This is a genomic window from Bradyrhizobium sp. USDA 241 (assembly GCF_049739505.1).
Taxonomy (GTDB): domain Bacteria; phylum Pseudomonadota; class Alphaproteobacteria; order Rhizobiales; family Xanthobacteraceae; genus Bradyrhizobium; species Bradyrhizobium liaoningense.
Genome location: NZ_JBMGPZ010000005.1, coordinates 3,315,260 through 3,332,468, shown reverse-complemented (window position 1 = coordinate 3,332,468; position 17,209 = coordinate 3,315,260). Strand labels below are relative to the sequence as shown.

17 protein-coding genes and 1 pseudogene are annotated in these 17,209 nt (G+C 64.4%); 7 read left to right on the top strand and 11 right to left on the bottom strand.

Going from position 1 to position 17,209, the window contains the following annotated elements:
- Nucleotides 1-147 precede the first annotated feature (147 nt).
- Together cysK and ABIF91_RS37915 are read left to right on the top strand one after the other, a co-directional pair.
- Nucleotides 148-1,125: a cysteine synthase A gene (cysK, locus tag ABIF91_RS37920; protein WP_028180541.1), complete on the top strand. Its 978-nt coding sequence runs from the start codon at nucleotides 148-150 to the stop codon at nucleotides 1,123-1,125.
- A gap of 3 nt (nucleotides 1,126-1,128) precedes the next feature.
- Nucleotides 1,129-1,368 carry a BrnA antitoxin family protein gene (locus ABIF91_RS37915; RefSeq protein WP_035678505.1) on the top strand — a complete coding sequence of 80 codons (240 nt, stop codon included), beginning with the start codon at nucleotides 1,129-1,131 and terminating at the stop codon, nucleotides 1,366-1,368.
- 85 nt (nucleotides 1,369-1,453) lie between these two features.
- Here the strand turns inward: ABIF91_RS37915 and ABIF91_RS37910 are convergent, their stop codons facing one another.
- The 3 genes and pseudogenes from ABIF91_RS37910 to ABIF91_RS37900 all read right to left on the bottom strand — a co-directional run bounded on the left by ABIF91_RS37910 (nucleotide 1,454) and on the right by ABIF91_RS37900 (nucleotide 3,954).
- On the bottom strand, nucleotides 1,454-2,107 hold the full coding sequence (locus tag ABIF91_RS37910) for a peptidoglycan-binding domain-containing protein (protein WP_424579850.1): 654 nt from the start codon (nucleotides 2,105-2,107) through the stop codon (nucleotides 1,454-1,456).
- 75 nt (nucleotides 2,108-2,182) lie between these two features.
- Nucleotides 2,183-2,841 (bottom strand): annotated as a pseudogene (locus tag ABIF91_RS37905) (caspase family protein); the annotation flags it as partial.
- A gap of 237 nt (nucleotides 2,842-3,078) precedes the next feature.
- Complete coding sequence (locus ABIF91_RS37900) at nucleotides 3,079-3,954, bottom strand: DMT family transporter (RefSeq protein ID WP_424579706.1); 876 nt, start codon at nucleotides 3,952-3,954, stop codon at nucleotides 3,079-3,081.
- Nucleotides 3,955-4,105: 151 nt separating this feature from the next.
- Between ABIF91_RS37900 and ABIF91_RS37895 the strand changes: the two genes are divergently transcribed.
- The gene (locus tag ABIF91_RS37895; RefSeq protein ID WP_028180537.1) at nucleotides 4,106-4,504 is read left to right on the top strand and encodes a RidA family protein; all 399 of its coding nucleotides are present in this window, start codon (nucleotides 4,106-4,108) and stop codon (nucleotides 4,502-4,504) included.
- 49 nt (nucleotides 4,505-4,553) lie between these two features.
- On the opposite strand, the gene ABIF91_RS37890 is transcribed toward ABIF91_RS37895, so the two are convergent.
- The 3 genes from ABIF91_RS37890 to ABIF91_RS37880 form a co-directional block, all read right to left on the bottom strand.
- Nucleotides 4,554-5,099 (bottom strand): hypothetical protein, encoded by a 546-nt coding sequence (locus ABIF91_RS37890; RefSeq protein WP_028180536.1) that lies wholly within the window; start codon nucleotides 5,097-5,099, stop codon nucleotides 4,554-4,556.
- Nucleotides 5,044-5,394: a hypothetical protein gene (locus ABIF91_RS37885; RefSeq protein WP_035678507.1), complete on the bottom strand. Its 351-nt coding sequence runs from the start codon at nucleotides 5,392-5,394 to the stop codon at nucleotides 5,044-5,046. The genes ABIF91_RS37890 and ABIF91_RS37885 overlap by 56 nt, the downstream gene beginning before the upstream one ends.
- Nucleotides 5,395-5,566: 172 nt before the next feature.
- Nucleotides 5,567-6,154: a formyltransferase family protein gene (locus tag ABIF91_RS37880; protein WP_028180535.1), complete on the bottom strand. Its 588-nt coding sequence runs from the start codon at nucleotides 6,152-6,154 to the stop codon at nucleotides 5,567-5,569.
- 477 nt (nucleotides 6,155-6,631) lie between these two features.
- On the opposite strand from ABIF91_RS37880, the gene ABIF91_RS37875 reads away from it, so the two are divergent.
- On the top strand, nucleotides 6,632-6,850 hold the full coding sequence (locus ABIF91_RS37875; protein ID WP_028180534.1) for a hypothetical protein: 219 nt from the start codon (nucleotides 6,632-6,634) through the stop codon (nucleotides 6,848-6,850).
- Nucleotides 6,851-6,917: 67 nt separating this feature from the next.
- Here the strand turns inward: ABIF91_RS37875 and ABIF91_RS37870 are convergent, their stop codons facing one another.
- The 3 genes from ABIF91_RS37870 to ABIF91_RS37860 form a co-directional block, all read right to left on the bottom strand.
- Nucleotides 6,918-7,220 carry a hypothetical protein gene (locus tag ABIF91_RS37870; protein ID WP_028180533.1) on the bottom strand — a complete coding sequence of 101 codons (303 nt, stop codon included), beginning with the start codon at nucleotides 7,218-7,220 and terminating at the stop codon, nucleotides 6,918-6,920.
- Between the two features lie 205 nt (nucleotides 7,221-7,425).
- Nucleotides 7,426-8,769 carry an IS1380-like element ISBdi2 family transposase gene (locus ABIF91_RS37865; RefSeq protein ID WP_208086440.1) on the bottom strand — a complete coding sequence of 448 codons (1,344 nt, stop codon included), beginning with the start codon at nucleotides 8,767-8,769 and terminating at the stop codon, nucleotides 7,426-7,428.
- Between the two features lie 529 nt (nucleotides 8,770-9,298).
- Nucleotides 9,299-9,526, bottom strand: coding sequence for a hypothetical protein (locus ABIF91_RS37860; protein ID WP_028182318.1), 228 nt, complete (start codon nucleotides 9,524-9,526; stop codon nucleotides 9,299-9,301).
- Nucleotides 9,527-9,802: 276 nt separating this feature from the next.
- Between ABIF91_RS37860 and ABIF91_RS37855 the strand changes: the two genes are divergently transcribed.
- Together ABIF91_RS37855 and ABIF91_RS37850 are read left to right on the top strand one after the other, a co-directional pair.
- Nucleotides 9,803-10,888, top strand: a complete 1,086-nt coding sequence (locus ABIF91_RS37855) for an AI-2E family transporter (protein ID WP_035719594.1) — start codon at nucleotides 9,803-9,805, stop codon at nucleotides 10,886-10,888.
- Nucleotides 10,889-11,033: 145 nt separating this feature from the next.
- Entirely contained in the window at nucleotides 11,034-11,426 is a 393-nt protein-coding gene (locus tag ABIF91_RS37850; protein WP_028182320.1) for an NUDIX hydrolase, read from the top strand.
- An 81-nt stretch (nucleotides 11,427-11,507) separates the two neighbouring features.
- Here ABIF91_RS37850 and ABIF91_RS37845 read toward each other — a convergent pair whose 3' ends face one another.
- Nucleotides 11,508-11,744, bottom strand: a complete 237-nt coding sequence (locus tag ABIF91_RS37845; RefSeq protein ID WP_028182321.1) for a hypothetical protein — start codon at nucleotides 11,742-11,744, stop codon at nucleotides 11,508-11,510.
- A 277-nt stretch (nucleotides 11,745-12,021) separates the two neighbouring features.
- Nucleotides 12,022-13,290 carry an IS256 family transposase gene (locus ABIF91_RS37840; RefSeq protein ID WP_038952271.1) on the bottom strand — a complete coding sequence of 423 codons (1,269 nt, stop codon included), beginning with the start codon at nucleotides 13,288-13,290 and terminating at the stop codon, nucleotides 12,022-12,024.
- 590 nt (nucleotides 13,291-13,880) lie between these two features.
- Here ABIF91_RS37840 and ABIF91_RS37835 point away from each other — a divergent pair.
- Complete coding sequence (locus ABIF91_RS37835; RefSeq protein ID WP_028181765.1) at nucleotides 13,881-16,988, top strand: DEAD/DEAH box helicase; 3,108 nt, start codon at nucleotides 13,881-13,883, stop codon at nucleotides 16,986-16,988.
- Nucleotides 16,989-17,209 lie beyond the last annotated feature (221 nt).

The window sequence follows — 17,209 nt, the reverse complement described above, 5'->3', positions numbered from 1 at the left end:
GTAGCTTTTCTGATTTTACCGCTCACGTGATTTTGCGATGCAGCGTATTTAACATGTGCCGCATTGTCGCTTGCGTGTCGCCGCAAGCTGTCTGTAACTGCGCAATGGTCGGACGGAAATGCAGATCGTTGCCACAGGGAGTTCATCATGGACGCATCGTCCACCACGGGTGCAGCGCACCAAGCCGGCCGCGGCCGGATCTATGACTCGATCGTCGATGCCTTCGGCAACACGCCCGTCGTGCGCTTGCGCCGGCTGCCCGGCATGCACGGCGTAAACGCGACCATTTTGGCAAAACTTGAATATTTCAATCCTGCAGCAAGCGTGAAAGACCGCATCGGCGCGGCCATGATCATCGCGATGGAGAAGGCGGGTATCGTCAAGCCCGACACCGTGCTGATCGAGCCGACCTCCGGCAACACCGGTATTGCGCTCGCTTTCGTGGCGGCTTCGCGCGGCTACCGGCTCAAGCTGGTGATGCCGGAGTCGATGTCGATCGAGCGGCGCAAGATGCTGGCTTTCCTCGGCGCCGAACTGGTGCTGACGCCGGCGGCGCAAGGCATGAAGGGTGCGATCGCTGCCGCCGAGGAGCTGGTGAAGACGACGCCGAATTCGGTGATGCCGCAGCAGTTCAAGAACCTCGCCAATCCCGAGGTGCACCGCCGCACCACCGCGGAGGAAATCTGGAACGACACCGGCGGCAACATCGATTTCTTCGTGGCCGGCGTCGGCACCGGCGGAACGATCACCGGCGTCGGCCAGGTGCTCAAGCCACGCAAGGCCTCGCTGCGGGTGGTTGCGGTCGAACCGGAGGAGAGCCCGGTGCTGTCCGGCGGACAGCACACGCCGCACAAGATCCAGGGCATCGGTGCCGGCTTTGTTCCTGACATCCTCGACCGTTCTGTGATCGACGAGATCGTGAAGGTCAACTCGACGACCGCGATCGAGACCTCGCGCGCGCTGGCCCGGCACGAAGGCATCCCGGGCGGCATCTCCTCGGGCGCGGCGATTGCGGCCGCGCTCGAGATCGGCAAGCGGCCGGAAGCTGCGGGAAAAACCATCCTGGCGATCGTGCCGTCGTTCTCCGAGCGCTATCTCTCGACAGCGCTGTTCGAAGGAATCTAGCAGATGGCGGATCAACCGAGACGACCGCGCACGCTTGGCGATGCTAGGACCGAAGCGGAGGCGGCATTCAAGAAGGTGACCGCTAAGGTCGCCGCGGCGCCGCCGAAACAAAGCGCCGTTCCCGGCATCAAGGAGCAGGTCACCCTGCGCATCGACCAGGACGTGCTGGAATTCTTTCAGGAGGGCGGTCCCGGCTGGCAGGACCGCATCAACGAGGCGCTGCGGAAAGCTGCGGGGAAGTAGGCACCAACTCGACACCACCGCGAGGACGACCAAAGAAAAAAGCCCGGCGTGAGCCGGGCTTTTGTGTTGTCGATCTCGCCTCGGCTCAGCGGCGGAACATGCCGCCCATCATGCCGCCGACGACACCGCCGACGAAGGCCGCACCAGCTGCATCGCCGGGACTGCTGCTGCGTTGAGGTGCCGGTGCCGGCCCACTGCTCGGAGGCGGAGCGCTGGCGCGCCGGGCCGGCTTCTGGCTGGTGTCGCTGGCAGTCGCCGGGCCAGCGACGATCTCCGCGAGCAGGGCCTTGTGCTGGTTCTTGTTGAGATAACCCGACGAGGGATAGCCGCGCGCGGTCTGCCAGCGCTTGAGCACGGACCGCGTCTCGTCGTTGAATACGCCAGTCTGCTTGGTGTCGAACCCTAACGCCGTCAGTCGACGCTGCACGTCGCGGCGCTTGTTCTTGTCGAGGCCGATCTGGTCCTCGGTGACTTGGGTGGCCTCGTCGGTGAAGGTAGCGGGATCGACGCCGGCGTTGAGCGTGCGGGTCGCGGTCGAGGCGCCGCTCTTGATCGCCGCGAGGCGCGCCAGCGCCAGCGCCTTGAACTGGCCGTTCGGGTAGGCGGTGAGGTAGGCGTTGAGCTCTTCGGGCTTGTTGGACTCCTTGACCGAGCGCCAGTATTCGAGCTCGACACCATCCCCGGCCGCCGCCGGCACGATGCCGGATGCGGTCGGGGCCGCGTTGGCGACCTGGGTCATCGGCGCCTGATTGAGATAGACGGAGCCCGTCAGGTTGGTGTGGCCCCACGGCAGCTGGCCTTTGCGGGTCTCTTCATTGACCTGGGCGCGCACCGACGTCATCGCCTGCTGGATCTCGACGCCGGGCTTGGTGATGTTGTCGATCAGCGCGCGGGTGAACGGGCTGTTGTTGCCCTCCTGGCCGTCGAGCGCGGTCTGGCCTGGGCCGGTGGCGAAGGCGATCAGGGTGCCTCGCCGGACTTCATCTCGGCGAGACCGCTCTGGACGTTGACGCTGCGGGTCGCCGCGTTCGACTTGATCTTGGCGGCGAACGGATTGTCGCGGCAGGCATCGAGGAAGACGAGCTTGACCTTGGCATCGCCCATGGTCTGCTCGAGCGTCAGGTCGATGTTGATGGCGGCCCCTAGCTTGACGTCCATCTCCGATTTGATGTCGGCATCGACCGGGAGAAGATAGTTGGTGCCGCTGACGGCGATGCCGTGGCCGGCATAATAAAACAGCGCGATGTCGGAGCCCTGCGCCTTGCGGCCGAAATCGAGCAGCTTCTCCGTCATCTGGTCGCGGCTGAGATTGGAGCCTTCGATGACCTCGAAGCCGACATTGCGCAGCGTGGCTGCCATCGCCTTGGCGTCGATCGGCGGGTTCGGCAATTGCGCGACATTCTTGTAGGAGCCGTTGCCGACGACGAAGGCGACGCGGCGGTCAGCCTTGGCGGCACCGATCGACAGTGCCATGCACACCAGCGAAGTGAGGAGGGTGAGATAGCGCATTCTGAAATCCCCAGAATCGAATTGCAGGCAGCAACAAATTGGCAACGAACCTACACGAAGTGCCCGACGTCGCGCCACCAAAACGGCCGGTCCGTTGCGTCAACCCGCTGCTGTGTGGCCGAATGTGCACGATGGAGTGCCCCTCCAACGTGATCCAGATCACACGGCCACTTCGTTTTGTCGCGCGAGGCGGCGCGAGGTTCACTGCGCGCGAGCGACAACGGGCGAAGCGGGCTTCAAATTCAGCAGATTACCGCCCAGGATCAGCACCGCGCCGAGGACGGTCCAGGCGTCGAGCCGCTCGGAATACAATAGCCAGCCGGCGGTCGCGGTCAGGGGGACCCGCAGGAAGTTCATAGGAACCACGATCGTCGCGTCGGCGTAGCGCATCGCGCTGGCGAGGCAATAGTGTGAAAATGTGCCGCAGACGGCGATCACGCCGACCCAGGCCCAGACATAGACCGATGGCCAGGTCCAGACGAACAATGTCGGAATGAAGCCTGCGGCGGATTGCACCACCAGCATCCAGAACAGGATCGAGAGCGCACTTTCAGTGCGGGTCAGCGATTTGACCAGCGCCATCGACACGCCAAATCCCATGGCGGCCCCGAGCGCGATGAGCTGGCCCAGATTGATCTCCCCGGTCGCGGGTCGGACGATGACGATCACCCCGACGAGTCCGAGCACGATGGCGGCGATCTTCCATGGCGTCATCCGCTCGGACAGGAAGCTTGCCGCGAGGATCGCCGTCCAGATCGGCATTGTGAACTCGATCGCCACCACCTGGCCGATCGGAATCAGCGTCAGCGCGAAGAACCAGCCGAGCTGGGCGACATAGTGCACCAGGTTGCGCCCGACATGCTCCGGCAGGCGAGATGTCTTGAACACCTTCAAGCCGCCGGCGCGGTAGATGATCGGCGAGAGCAACACGAAGCCGACCAGCGATCTCACCTCCATGATCTGAAAAACATTGAGTTCGCGCGTGGTCTCGCGCCCGGCAATCGCCATGACCAGCATCAGCGACAGCCAGCCGGCCATCCACAGTGCAGCCATCGTTCTGGACGGTGTCGCGCTCATTGGGGCAGGATGCCGGAGGAAGGAAACCCGAAGGGACGGCCGGTATCGGCGACATCACCGGCGTTTGCAACGGCCAAATCTGCGGATGCAGCGATGCAGGGTGTCGTGCTAGGCATCTCCAGACAACGAGAAGATCGGGGGAGCGTCGCTCATGCATATCTTGCAGCCGGCCGAGTGGAAAAAACCGCGCGGCTTTTCCCATGGCGTCGTGGTCCAGGGGCCAGGGCGCTGGGTGGTTCTGGCCGGCCAGACCGGCGGCGACGAGGCCGGCAATTACGCGCCCGACATGGCAGCGCAGGTCGCGACGGCGCTGAAACGGATCATCAAGCTCCTGGGCGAGGCCGGCGCCGGCCCCGAGCACATCGTCCGCCTGACCTGGTACCTGACCAGCCGCAGCGAGTATGAAGCGGCCGGTGCTGGCATCGGTGCGGCCTGGAAGGAAACGCTCGGACGAAATTTCCCGCCCTCGACGCTGCTCTATATCGGCGGCCTCGTGGACGACCGGGCCAAGGTCGAGATCGAGGTCACGGCGTTCGTGCCGGGCGCATAAAAAAGACCCGGCGAGACCGCCGGGCCGATTGTGACAATTGTGGTCCGCCTTAGCGCGACATCGAGATGTTGGCGCCGCGGAACTGGCTGTCGGCGCGCATCGTGACGGTCTGCTTGTTGCCGTGCGTCCTCAGCGCGAGGTTGGCGTTGAAGCCGGCGGCAGAGGCGACCACCTCGAAGTTTCCGCCGCCACCGCGGCCCTGGAGCGAGCCGGAGATGTTGCGGCTGGCCTCGCTCCAGCTTCCCGTAATGGCATTTCCCGCCGACTGAACGTTGGCGGAGAGGATGAACTTGTAGGCGTCGCTGGCGCAGGTCAGCGTCATTTCCATTGTGGGGCCGACGGGTGCGTATTTGGCCCGGCAACGGATGCGTTCCGTCGATCCGTCCTCGAGGCTGACCGTGCCGCCGCCACTCCAGCTTCCCGCCATCGGAGCGAATGGACCGGATTGCGCCTTGCTTTCGGAATTGGCGGCTGCGGCCGCAAACAAAACGGCGGCCGCGATCAACAGCCGCCGATTCCGGGCACGAACCTGCGTTGGTTTATTGGCGCGATGCTTCCCAGCGCCCGCTGCAAGGTATGCCTGCTGATGCTCCATTCCACTTCCCCGATCCGGCGTTGCCGTTGAGTTGACCGTTGGCATATGCACCATTGATCGAAACTTTCACAAGTCCCTCGCGGCCGATGGTGCCGGAAACGTTAGCGCCGGGCGCGGTAATCTTGCCATCGGCAACCGTCAGCATGGAACTCGCGGTCGGCTCGCACGAGCCGCTCTTGGTCACGATAGTGACGTGCCAATTGCCGTCATAGGGGCTCTGGGCGAAAGCGGGGGCGGCGAGGGTGCCTGCGAAAACTGAAGCGGCACAGAACACCGCAATGCGACCAAAACGCATAAATCCCATCCTTGAATTTGTCTGATATGCTGACGCTTATTCGGACGAAATGTGACGGAAATTTGTTGCGACGCCAAATCGAAAATTGTTCCTGTTGGTACAATGGTTTATTTGCGATTCTGGCTCCGATTTTCGAAGCGGAATCAACGCGGGCTGACATTAAGGGTAAACGTTAGGAGAGACTCGGCGCGGAGGTTGCGAACTGTTCGTCCTGGGCTTTGGCAGGCAGCGCCTTGTGGACCTTGGCGTAGTCGATCACATCGGCCAGCAGCTTGAGCCCGAGCGGCGCCAGCGCGCGCTCCCAAAGCTCCCGTGCGGTCTCGCCCTTCTTGACGAAGCACCAGTCCTGGGCGGCGATGGCGCCAGCGTCCATACGGTCGGCGAGATGATAGATCGTGCCGCCGGCGATCGGATCGCCTTCCTTGATGGTCCATTCCACGGCGGCCTTGCCGCGATGGCGCGGCAGCAGCGAGGGGTGATATCCGATCCCGCCGAACTTGGCGACGGCAAGCGCGTCCTTGCCGATCCGGGCGTGGCTGTGGGCCGTGATGATCAGATCAGTGTCGGGAGCAATCTCGGCAGCCACCACGAGCTTCGGATTGGCCTGGACCACGACCTCGATTCCGGCGGCCCTCGCCGTCGCGGCGAGGCGATCCTCGGCATCGGCTACCACGACCCGGACGACCGAGACGCTGTGCTCCCGGAGCATGTTCAGGGTGGTCACGCCAAAATGGCGGGAGCCGACGAGGGTAATGCGCATGGGTGTCCGATCCGTTTCGCAACTGCGTCATTCCCCGATAACACGTCAGCACGCCCTGTCACCACCCGCGCAATGTTTGCGTGGGTTATCAACAATGCGCCGGGCGCCAGCCGCCGGCGAACCTATTTCTGCGTCACGGACAGCGTTGCCGCGCCGCAACGGTCGGACGATAAGCGACCCACAAGCGGTTCCTGTGTCTCGTTTTTAACAGAGATGCCCCCGATTGGCTGGTAACATGCACCGACCGGGGCTGGCGACATTTCAACCCGCATCCATTTTCGAACCCGGCTTTGGCCGCTGGCGTGATCGCCGGCGGCCTTTTCTCGTGCCACCCATCACGAAATCATCCGACGGTAACACGATCTCAACCAGCTTGGCGTATCGACGAAGCCGTCGCGGATTTGTATTGCGTACCGCGACACCGAAAACGTCCGCCGGCGTGGGCGCGCCGCCGGGCCTTTTTACGGGACAGATTTCATGCCGAGCGCAATCGAGCAGATCGTCGACGCCTATGTGCGTCTGAAGAACCGCCGCGGACTCGACGAGCTGATGATGCACAGGCAGCGGCTTGCGGTCGATCTGAAGAGCAGGTCTGGCTATGATTTCAGCCTGCCGATCGGCCAGATCGACGAGGAGATCGCGATCATCGAGGCGGGGCTGAGCCGGCTCAAGGCGGAGAACTCCACGGCGACCTAGAGGTCTGCGGCGCGCGCGCCCCGCATGTCTGCGCGCTGACCGATGGCGGGTCTAAAATGTCTGTCGCTCAGTCGCGACGGCCGCCGTCGATGACCGTGAGCAGCGGCCGCGCCGGAGTCGGCTCGACCAGCAGCTCCTCCACCAGCGCGGTTGCCGCATCGACATATTTGCGCGTCGGCTTGTCGAGCGGGCGCTTGGCCTCGTCATCGAGCGCGACCTTCGCGGCCTCGACCAGCTTGCGCATACGTGCCGCATGGTCGTCGCCGGCCGTCAGCGTCGCGCGTGCCAGCGAGCGCAGCACGAATAGCTCGCCCTCGAGGCGGAGCAGACGATCGTTGAGCCTGGTCAGGACGGCGTTGAGGTCGGCCATGATTGGGGTTTGGCGCGGAGGATCCATCCTCTGATCTAGCCCGTCCTATTCGTGAGAGTGCGGCTTTTGGGCCCGATTGATGCGGCCGCACATCTTGTCTGACGAGGCGCACAGGATTGCCTTCGGCTTTTCGCCGCCTGACGACCGGTACTTTGCAACGCGCTTGAGGGATGGGTTGGGCGAACGGGGGCGGACGCCCCGCCGGTCAAGGACCGAGCGGCAGCAGCGCGCCGGGCAAGCCGCAGATCAGGTCGGCTTCGGGACATGCCGCGGCAAACGCAAGGCGAATGCGGCTCGTGGTCTCGACGACACGGGCGGCGATTTTCAAGAGCCGAAGACGCAGCGTCGCGAACTCGGCAGCGGCCAATTCCCGGGCTTTGGGAATGGCGTCGCGCACGGTCAGCATCAGCCAATAAGCGGCCGTATGGAGCACGAGACGGACCTGGTTGGCGAGCGCCGAACGGCAGCTGGTGCGATCGGAGGCGAGCTGCGTCTTATGCAGCTTGATCAGATTCTCGGCTTGGCCGCGCGCGCAATACAGGCTGTCGTAGATCCACTCGGCCGAGCCGACATCGAGGCTGGTGACGACGAAACGGATGTCGAGGCCGAGCATCGTCGCCTCAATACGGGCGACGGTGCGCCGTTCGCGATCCCAGGACTTTGCCTTGTGGCGCGTCTCGGTATAGCCACGCAGAACCGGCAGGTTCTCGATGGCGCGTCGCGTGCGGATGTCGTCGGCGACCTCGTCGACTTTTCTGGCGAGAGGCTTGGTGCCGGACAGACCGAAGATGTAGTCGATGCCGTTGGTCTCGCACCACGCCATTGCCTCCGGCCGGGCATAGTGCCCGTCGCCACGGAACGTAATTTGCGTGTTGTGCCATCGCGTCCGGATATGCCGTACCAGGCGGCGCAGATGGGCACGCACCTCGACGCCGCCCGGCGTCTTGCCGGGCCTCAGCACGACCGCCACGGGCCGGCTCTTCTCCGTGTCGTAGACGTGGATCGGCAGGAAGCAGCGTTCGTCATAATGAGCGTTGAACAGCGAGAGCTGCTGATGGCCGTGGACGACGTCGCAGGTATCATCGATGTCGAGCGTGACGGATGCCGGCTCGCGCGGGTAGCTATCCATCCATGCGTCGACCAAAGTGTAGGTCAGCCGGATCACGTCGCGCAGGCGCGGAGCATTCTCCAGCCGCGACAGCGTCGGCTGGGAACACAAATCCCGGCCCGTGTCCGGTAGGCGACCGCAGGCCAGTTTGAATGCCGGATCGGACCTCAGATGATCGAGGTCGTCGGCGTCCTCGTAGCCGCAGCAGATCGCGAACATGCGAGCGCGGAACATATCGACCAGGCTGTGCACGACCCGCGTCGGATCGCGCCGATCCGGGAACACCCGGGCCAGATTGTTGGCCAAACCGAGACGCCGCTCGGCCATCGCCAGAAGCATCACGCCCCCGTTCGAGGTTAGGCGCCCACCATCGAAGGCAGCTGTGACTTTCTTGGCGTGAACGGCTGGAAACGAGAAGGGCGGAATCGTATCGTCGGTCATGGCGGGCGTGGCGTTCGCGGTTGGAGGTGATGGGGTTGGCTTCGCAACCGAATCCTACGCCGCATCAGCGCTTTACCCCTCAGGCGCACTCTTACGAATAAGACGGGTTAAGTTGAAGAAAGATTGAGTGACTCCCGATCATTTCTGTGCCGAAACGTGGAGTCGCGGTCGTGCCGCGTCCAAAGAAACCGGCGCGAGCGGCCTATTAGACGCGGTAGGTGCTCAGCCTCCGAAACGAGACTATCAAGCATGAAGAGATCGAGCGCGAGGCAGAGGTTTTATTTGTGTTGAATTCTTGCTTCTCGATAGTGGTCTGAAATCGTATCATCGGTCATGGCGGGCGTGGCGTTCGCGGTTGAAGGTGATGGGGTGGCTTCGCAACCGAATCCTACGCCGCATCAGCGCTTTACACCACGCTCGCCAGCCTCTCAGGCGCCCTCTCGCGAATAAGACGGGCTAGCGGCGACCGGTGAACGGAGTGCAAACGGCGGCGGTGCAATTGGGCCGATCCTGCGACGCCGCGGACGGCTTACCACCCGACGCCCGCCCAGCGCTTCCCGAACACCGGCGGTCTCGTCTTCACGGCCTGCCAGCCGAAGAAATGATGCTTGCCGGACCAGGCGTGCACGACGCCGCTACAGATGCCGCACTTGAAACTGCCGGTATGGGCCTCGCTGTGCTCCTCCCTGGTCGCGGCGTAGTTCATGCCGCAACCCGCACAGGTGAACTCTTCAATCGTCCAGATGCTGTTGGCCATTGCACAGAATGCGTTTCGGTGACCTCGATCCACGATAGCCGCCAGCGTTTGCAGCGGCGTAAACCGGCGTGGGGAAATCCGGTTAACGGGCGTTAGCCAAGCCGGGCTGGGGCGCGGACCGGGATGGCGCGTCATCGTCGCGCAATGCCGGATGGCCCGGTTGGGGCCTGATCGAGGCGCGGTCGGCTCCGGTCGTCTTGACGCCGGATGCGTTGCTGGCAATAACGGCCGGGCCGTGCAAGCGCCGGAAGTTGCGTTCATGCCGCAAGGAAAGCCGTGCCCGTGAAAAGTCTCCGTCAGCTGCTGACGGGAGAGGACGTCATCCAGCTCGTGATCCGGCTTGGCCTGCTCGCCCTGCTGATCATCTGGACCTTCCTGATCATCCGCCCGTTCGTGCCGATCCTGGCCTGGAGCGGCGTGCTCGCGGTCGCGTTCTATCCGGCGTTCAGCTGGGTCGCCAAGATCCTCGGCGGCCGGCCCAAGACTGCAGCAGCGATCTTGACCCTGATCACGCTCGGCATCGTCATCGGTCCGGCGACCTGGCTCGGCATCAGCGCGGTGGACGGCGTGCGCGAGCTGGCGCACCAGCTCGGCACCGGCGACCTCGCGCTCCAGTCGGCGCCGGAGCAGCCCAAATCGTGGCCGCTCGTCGGGCCCTGGCTCTACGAGCTCTGGGACCAGGCCTACAACAACGTCCGGGCGGTGGTGCGCGAGGTGGCGCCGTATCTCCAGCCGCTGGCAGGCCCGCTGCTCTCGCTCGCCGGAGACGCCGGTGTCGGCACGCTCCAGTTTCTGGTCTCCGTGTTCGTGGCCGGATTCCTGTTTCCGCACGGGCCGAGGCTGGTCGCGGCCGGCCGCGGCTTCCTGTTTCGCATCGTGCCCGAGCAGACCGAGCATTTCCTGGGTCTTGCGGGTGCGACCATTCGCGCCGTGGCGCAGGGCGTGATCGGCGTCGCGATCGTGCAGGCGTTGCTCGCCGGCATCGGCTTCAAGCTCGCCGAGGTGCCCAGTGCGGGCCTTCTCGCCTTCATCGTGCTGCTGCTCTCGATCGTGCAGATCGGTGCCTTCCTCGTGCTGCTGCCGGTGATCATCTGGATCTGGACTGCCAAGGACGTCACCACGGCGTTGCTGCTCACCGTGTTTTTCGTGCTCGTCGGCTTCATCGACACCATGCTGAAGCCGCTCGTCATGGGGCGGGGACTGACCACTCCGACCATCGTGATCTTCGTCGGCGTGATCGGCGGCACGCTGGCCCACGGCATCGTCGGACTGTTCATCGGGCCGATCATCCTATCGGTGGCCTGGGAGATCATGATGGCCTGGATCAGGACCGAGGATCAGGCGGAGGCGGGCGAGGGCTGATCTCGCGGCCCCGACCGTGCATTCTTCCGGCCGTGCCGCGCCAGGACCCGATGGCTCGTGGCCTGTGATCAAAACATGCCGCGAACTTGTCTGTTCGACTAGACAAGTTACGATCGGGTCGATTCTGTTCTTGATGACGGCAGCAATGGCGAAATCTTCCAAGCTGGTTGCCGCCAGGCGCGGCAAGGTATTGTTGGTCAGGCGCCGGTCGGATGGCCTCTGGATGTTTCCGGGCGGCCGCAAGCGTCCGCGCGAGTCGGAGAAGGACTGCCTGCGGCGGGAGATCAAGGAGGAGCTTCCAAAGCTGAAGCTCGGCAGGATCACCCTCTGGAAAGAAGTGAAGACGAGGAATAAGCGCTCCGGCCGCAAGATGAATGACGCGATCTTCATCGCCAAGTCTGCCAAGGGCAGGCTGGCGATCGGCGACAAGAAGGAGATCGACCGCGCCGCCTGGCAGAAGCCCCGCGGCATCCGCCTGACGCCGACCTCGCGCTACATCCGCGACCGCCTGTTTCCGCGAAAGCGGCGGCGGAGCTGAGCTGGTCCTCTCACCCCGCGCGGCAAATGACCGCGGACCATGCGCGCATTGCGCCAAGGCGCCGGTTGGAACGGTCAGCCGTTATTGCTTGGCCGCCATCGCTTCCAGGCAATGGTTGAGAAAGGCGGTGCGATCCCTGGGCAGCACTTTCTCGAGATCGGCCTTCAGCGCGCATTCACGCTGGCGCAACTGCTCGGCGCGGCGTTTCTCGGCTGCCTCGCGGTATTCGGGAGCAACCTTGTTGGGATCGACCAGCGTCTGTGCGTGGGCGGCCGTCGCAAACAGTGCGATGGCGCCGATGAAAATGAATGACCTCAAATGAGCCTCCGTAAAAGCGGGCATCCTAACGCGTGGCGCGTGCGCACTCAAACCGGGAGACAAGGTACTCCGTTCCGGCATGATTGGAGCGCCCCAGCAGGTTGGGCGTGGATCATTGGAACGACTCTGCGTGGCGTGCGTCGAATCTAGGCTCATGGCCCATCCCCAAGCTCCAAAGCCCCCGGGCCGCGAGAAAACCTTACCCATAAAGGTTGGCGACCTCAGGGCCTCTCGCGCTGAGGTCGAGCTATGGCTGATTTTGGGTGACGCGGCCTGATCAGGCGGCGTGGCTTTCAGTGTTCGGAATGACTTCGATTCCGTCGATGAACTTTACACCGGCGATGACTTTCGGCAACTGGTTCGTGCTCTTCAATCGCCGCCAGGTCTTCGATGCGGCGTCGATGAGCTTGAACACCATCAGCTTCGCAGTTTGTTGCGACAGCGATCCCTTGGTCCGCACCGTTCGGTGGCGCACCGTGGCGAAGACGCTCTCGATCGGGTTCGAGCTGCGTAGGTGGATCCAGTGCTCAGCAGGGAAGTCGAAGAAGGCGAGCAGCGCATGGCGATCCTTGATCAGGCACTCCACCGCACGTCCGTATTTGACGTGGTATTTCTCGACGAAGACGTCGATCGCGGTTTCAGCTTCGGCCCGGTGTGGGGCCAGATAGATGTTCCGCAGGTCGTTCTTCATGGGGCCCTGCACGGATTTGGCGACCTTGTCGAGTACGTTGCTCACTTTATGGCACCAGCATCGTTGGTGCCGCGTGCCGGGAAAGGCCTCGTCCAGTGCCTTCCAGAAGCCGAGGGCGCCGTCGCCGATGGCGAGTTGCGGGGCAATCCGTAACCCGCGTTGCCGCAGGTCGATCAGGAGTTCGCGCCAGCTCTGCGCGCTCTCGCGCACGCCGACCTGGAAGCCGATCAGCTCCTTCTTGCCTTCCGGCGTGGTGCCAATCAGCACCAGCATGCATTCGCTGTGATCTTCCATGCGGGCCTGCAGGTACACGCCATCGGCCCAGATGTAGACATAGCGACGCGCCGACAGATCGCGTCTCTGCCAGCGTTCGTACTCGACCTGCCAATCGGCCTTCAGGCCGGCGATCACCGAAGGCGACAGGTTCGGCGCATCCTTGCCGAGCAGCGCCGAGAGCGCCTCCTGGAAGTCGCCGGTCGAGATGCCGCGTAAATAGAGGACCGGGATCAAGGCATCCAGGCTCTTCGTCCGCCGCGCCCATAGCGGCAGGATTGCCGAACTGAAGCGGAGGCGGTCGCCTGGCCCGCTCGCTCCGCGGTCGCGGACCTTGGGACGAGCGACCTCCACCGGACCGATGCCGGTCGCAATCTCGCGCACCGGACCGTGCCCATGTCGGACCAGGCGCGCTCGACCGTCGGGCAGCGTCAGATTGGCCGTGCTGGCCAGAAACGCGCCAACCTCGATCTCGATCGCCCTGGCAAGCAGGTCCCGCGCGCCGGCACGAACGATATCGGTCAGTGGATCATCAACCGCGGACGGCTGACGGAAAGCAAGAACATTGGTAGTCTCGGTCATGGCGTATCGCTCTCCTCGAGAGGTTCTGGCAGGCTCGTCACCCGCCTCGATACGCCGCCTTCCTCACACCGTCATCACCCAGATTCCGCCATAGCTCGCTGAGGTCGTTTGCTCGGTGCAAAGCGTGTGAACCAGTTCACAAGCGCGCGGCGAAACCGCTGCTATGAAGACGTCATTGCTTAACTTATTCATGTTGACCGAAACGCCCCAGTGTGGCTCCAAGCGCTGGGGCTTTTTCGTGGCTGCTTGCGCGCACGACGTCTTCGATCGTCGCAATGCTTGCATCGGGCGATGCCGATCGCGGGCCGCATGAGTTCCGCGCTGCAGGCCTACCAAAACAGCCAGATTGTCGGGATCGCGGCGCCGCCTTTGAACGTTGCCACGAGGGGTGCGTTCGCGGGGCAAATCCCATATGCATGGCGGCGAGTTGCCGATTCGAGATGAGGGCGGCTCGCATTCTGTTGGCTACAATGCAAGACCAGAAACGGGTTCAAGTGAGGCTTTCGAAAAAGACAGGGGTGGCCAAGAAGGCGCCGAAGAAGAGCAAAGGATCGCAGCGCGCCACGATCTCGTCGTCGTCGCCCCTCGGCATGATGGCTCTTCACCTGCTTGCACAATGGAAGCAGTCCGGACGCAGCGGGATCGTCTTCCTCGCCGAGAACGAGAACAGGGCGGAGCGGCTGGGCAGCGTCATTCACGCGCTCGACCCGTCCTGCGAGGTGCTGGTGTTTCCGCGATTGAACACCTTGCCGTTCGACCAGCTCGAGCCGTCGCACGAGCTCGCAGGGCGCAGAGCCTCGGTGCTGAGCCGGCTCGCAAAATCCAGGAAGCCGTTGTTTCTCGTGTCGACCGCGGAAGCGGTGATGGAGCGCCTGCCGCCGCCGGCGAGCCTGTCGCGCCTGAGCCTGAGCCTGAAAGTGGGCGGTCCGTTCTCCGAGCGGGACCTCGAGACCCGCCTCCAGGCCCTCGGATACGATCTCGACGACGAGCCGGACTATCCGGGCGGCGCGCTGTTCCACGGACAGACCTTCGAGATATTTCCCGCAGGCGCGCTGGGGCCGTTCCGGATCGAGCATTCGGAGCGTGCGATCAGGCGGATCGTGGCATTCGACCCGAACGAGCACAGGATCATCTTCGAGACCAAAGAGCTGCTCGTCGATCCCATGTCGGAGCGGCTCGGCCTTGCCGGCAAACGCGGCAAGCGCGCGAGCCTGTTCGACTATTGCGGGGGCGCCAAATGGATCGCGGACGCCGGCGTCCCGTTGCATGCCGACGCCTGGCTGGACACGATCGAGGAGGCCGCAGGCCGGGCGGAGCGGGAGCGTGAATATCTCGCACGGCGCGACTGGAAGCAGCTCTCCAAGAGCATGAAGGTGCTGCCGCGGACGGCGCCCTTCCAGCACATCCCGGAGTTTTCGAAGCTGACGTCTTCCAGGAAGGCGCTGCGTGGCTTCGTCGAGGAGACACGCCGGGCCGGATCGCGACTGATCCTCGTCGCAGCGCACGAGGACGATCTGCGCGTGATGGAGCGGATGAGCGGCGTCAAGGCGGAGCGCTCCGATGACTGGGACGAGGCGGCGCGGGGGCGGGGCGGCGAGGCGACGCTGCTGGCCGATCTCGATGCCGGCTTCGTCGTGCCGGGGAAGAAGCCCCTGGTCGTGGTGACGGCGTCGGACGTGCTCGGCAGCCGCGCGCATCATCCGCAACCGATGGCGCGCGCCTGGAGTGCGGCCTTCGACCATGCCGATGTGCCCGAGCAGGGCACGGTGGTCGTCCACCTCCAGCGCGGCCTTGCCGTGCTCGACGGATTGCAGACCGTCAACACCGGCGGCGGCGCCATGCGCGAGATGATCCGCCTGAAGTTCGCAGGCGACAATGCGGTTCTGGTGCCGCCGGCCGATCTCGCTTTGATGTGGCCTTACGCGACCGAGCTCGGCAAGCTCGCGCTGGACAAGGCGGATGGCAGCACATGGTGGGCCCGCCGCGGCGAGGCCGAGCGCGAGATCCAGGCCGCGGGCAAGGTGCTGGCCAAGCACATCAGCCAGCGCCGGCGGCGGCGCGCCGATAAGCTGGTGCCGCCGGGGTCGGCCTACGAGAAGTTCGTCGCGCGTTTCCCTTACTTCACGACGATCGACCAGGCCCAGGCCATCAGCGACGTGCTGGACGATCTTGCATCCGGTCATCCCATGGACCGGGTGGTCTGCGGCGACGTCGGCTTTGGCAAGACCGAGGTGGCGCTGCGCGCGGCGGCCGCGGTGGTGCTGTCGGGCAAGCAGGTGGCGATCGCGGTGCCGACGACGGTGCTGGCAAGGCAGCACGTCGCGACGTTCCAGAAGCGCTTTGCGCCGTTCGGCATCGAGGTGGGAAACCTGTCGCGGGCAACATCCGGCGCGCAGCTGCGGGAGACCAGGGAGGGCCTGCGCAGCGGCCGGATCAAGGTCGTGATCGGCACGCAGGCGCTCACCGGCAAGGACGTCAAATTCGACGATCTCGGCCTCGTCATCATCGACGAGGAGCAGCATTTCGGCGCAGCCGAGAAGGCCAAGCTCGCCGGCCTCGCCAAGAACGTCCACGTGCTGATGATGAGCGCGACGCCGATCCCGCGGACGCTCGCCGCCGGGCTTGCCGGCTTCCGCAACCTCAGCGTGATCGCCTCGCCGCCGGTGCACCGGCTTCCGGTCGCAACCCGGATCGCGCCGCTGTCGGATGCCGCCATCGCCTCCGCGCTGCTGCGCGAGCAGCGCCGCCACGGGCAGAGTTTCCTGATCTGTCCGCGCATCCACGATCTCGATCCAATGCTGGCGCGGGTGCAGGCGGTGGCGCCGGACCTGCGCATCGTCTGTCTGCACGGCAAGCTGCCTGCCGACGAGATCGACGACCGGATGATGAGCTTCGTCGAGGGCGGTGCCGACGTCCTGCTCGCGACCAACATCGTCGAGAGCGGCCTCGACATTCCCCGCGCCAACACCATCGTGGTGTGCTGGCCGGAAAAGTTCGGCCTTGCCCAGCTGCACCAGCTGCGCGGACGCGTCGGCCGCAGCGGCATCCGCGCCTTCGCCCATCTCTTGACCGAGACGGCGTCGGGACAATCCGAGAAGCGGCTGGCCGTGCTCGAGGAGTTCAGCCGGCCGGGCGCCGGCTTTGCCATCAGCGAGCGCGACCTCGATCTCAGGGGCGCGGGCGATTTGTTCTCGGAGCAGCAGTCCGGCCATGTCCAGGTGTTCGGGCCGGTGCTCTACAGCCACCTCCTGAAGATGGCCTCGGAGAAGGCCGACGAGGAGCGCGCCGCGGTGTGGGTGCCCGACCTGAACCTGCCGGTCGGGGACATGCTGCCCGAGACCTATGTGCAGTCCGAGCCCGTGCGGCTCGAGCTCTATGCGCGCGCCGCAAGATGCAATGGCGAGGACGACCTCGAAGACCTCGAGGAGGAAACCTCCCGCCGCTTCGGACCCTTGCCGAAGGTGGCGCGCGATTTCTTCGCAGCAGCCAGGCTCAGGATCGAGTGCAAGCGCAGAGGCATCATCCGCCTCGACGTCGGTCCCGAGGCGGTGGCTGCGACGTTCCTGCCGGGGCGCTTGCGGAAATCGAGAGGCAAGTCGCTGCAACGCGACGGCGATCGGGTGGTCCATCACAGTGCGACGCGCGATGCGCCGTTCGAGCGGGTGGAGGCGCTGTTCGAGGTGCTCGACGAGGGGTGAGCTGTAAAAAAACGCGAAAACAACCCCATGCACAGTAGCCAAGTGCTTCTGCCACAACGCCTTCTGCATCAGGCGCCAAAAGCCCGTTTGACCTGTCGGGCAAAACAGTGGCATGATGCCAACTTCGGAAAATCCGTCGGGAGGAAGCCGCCACTGCGGGGCGCGTGCTCGGCGCTCCAGAGCGAGTGCGAAGCGCAACAGCCCCGTAATCGGCCGGGGGC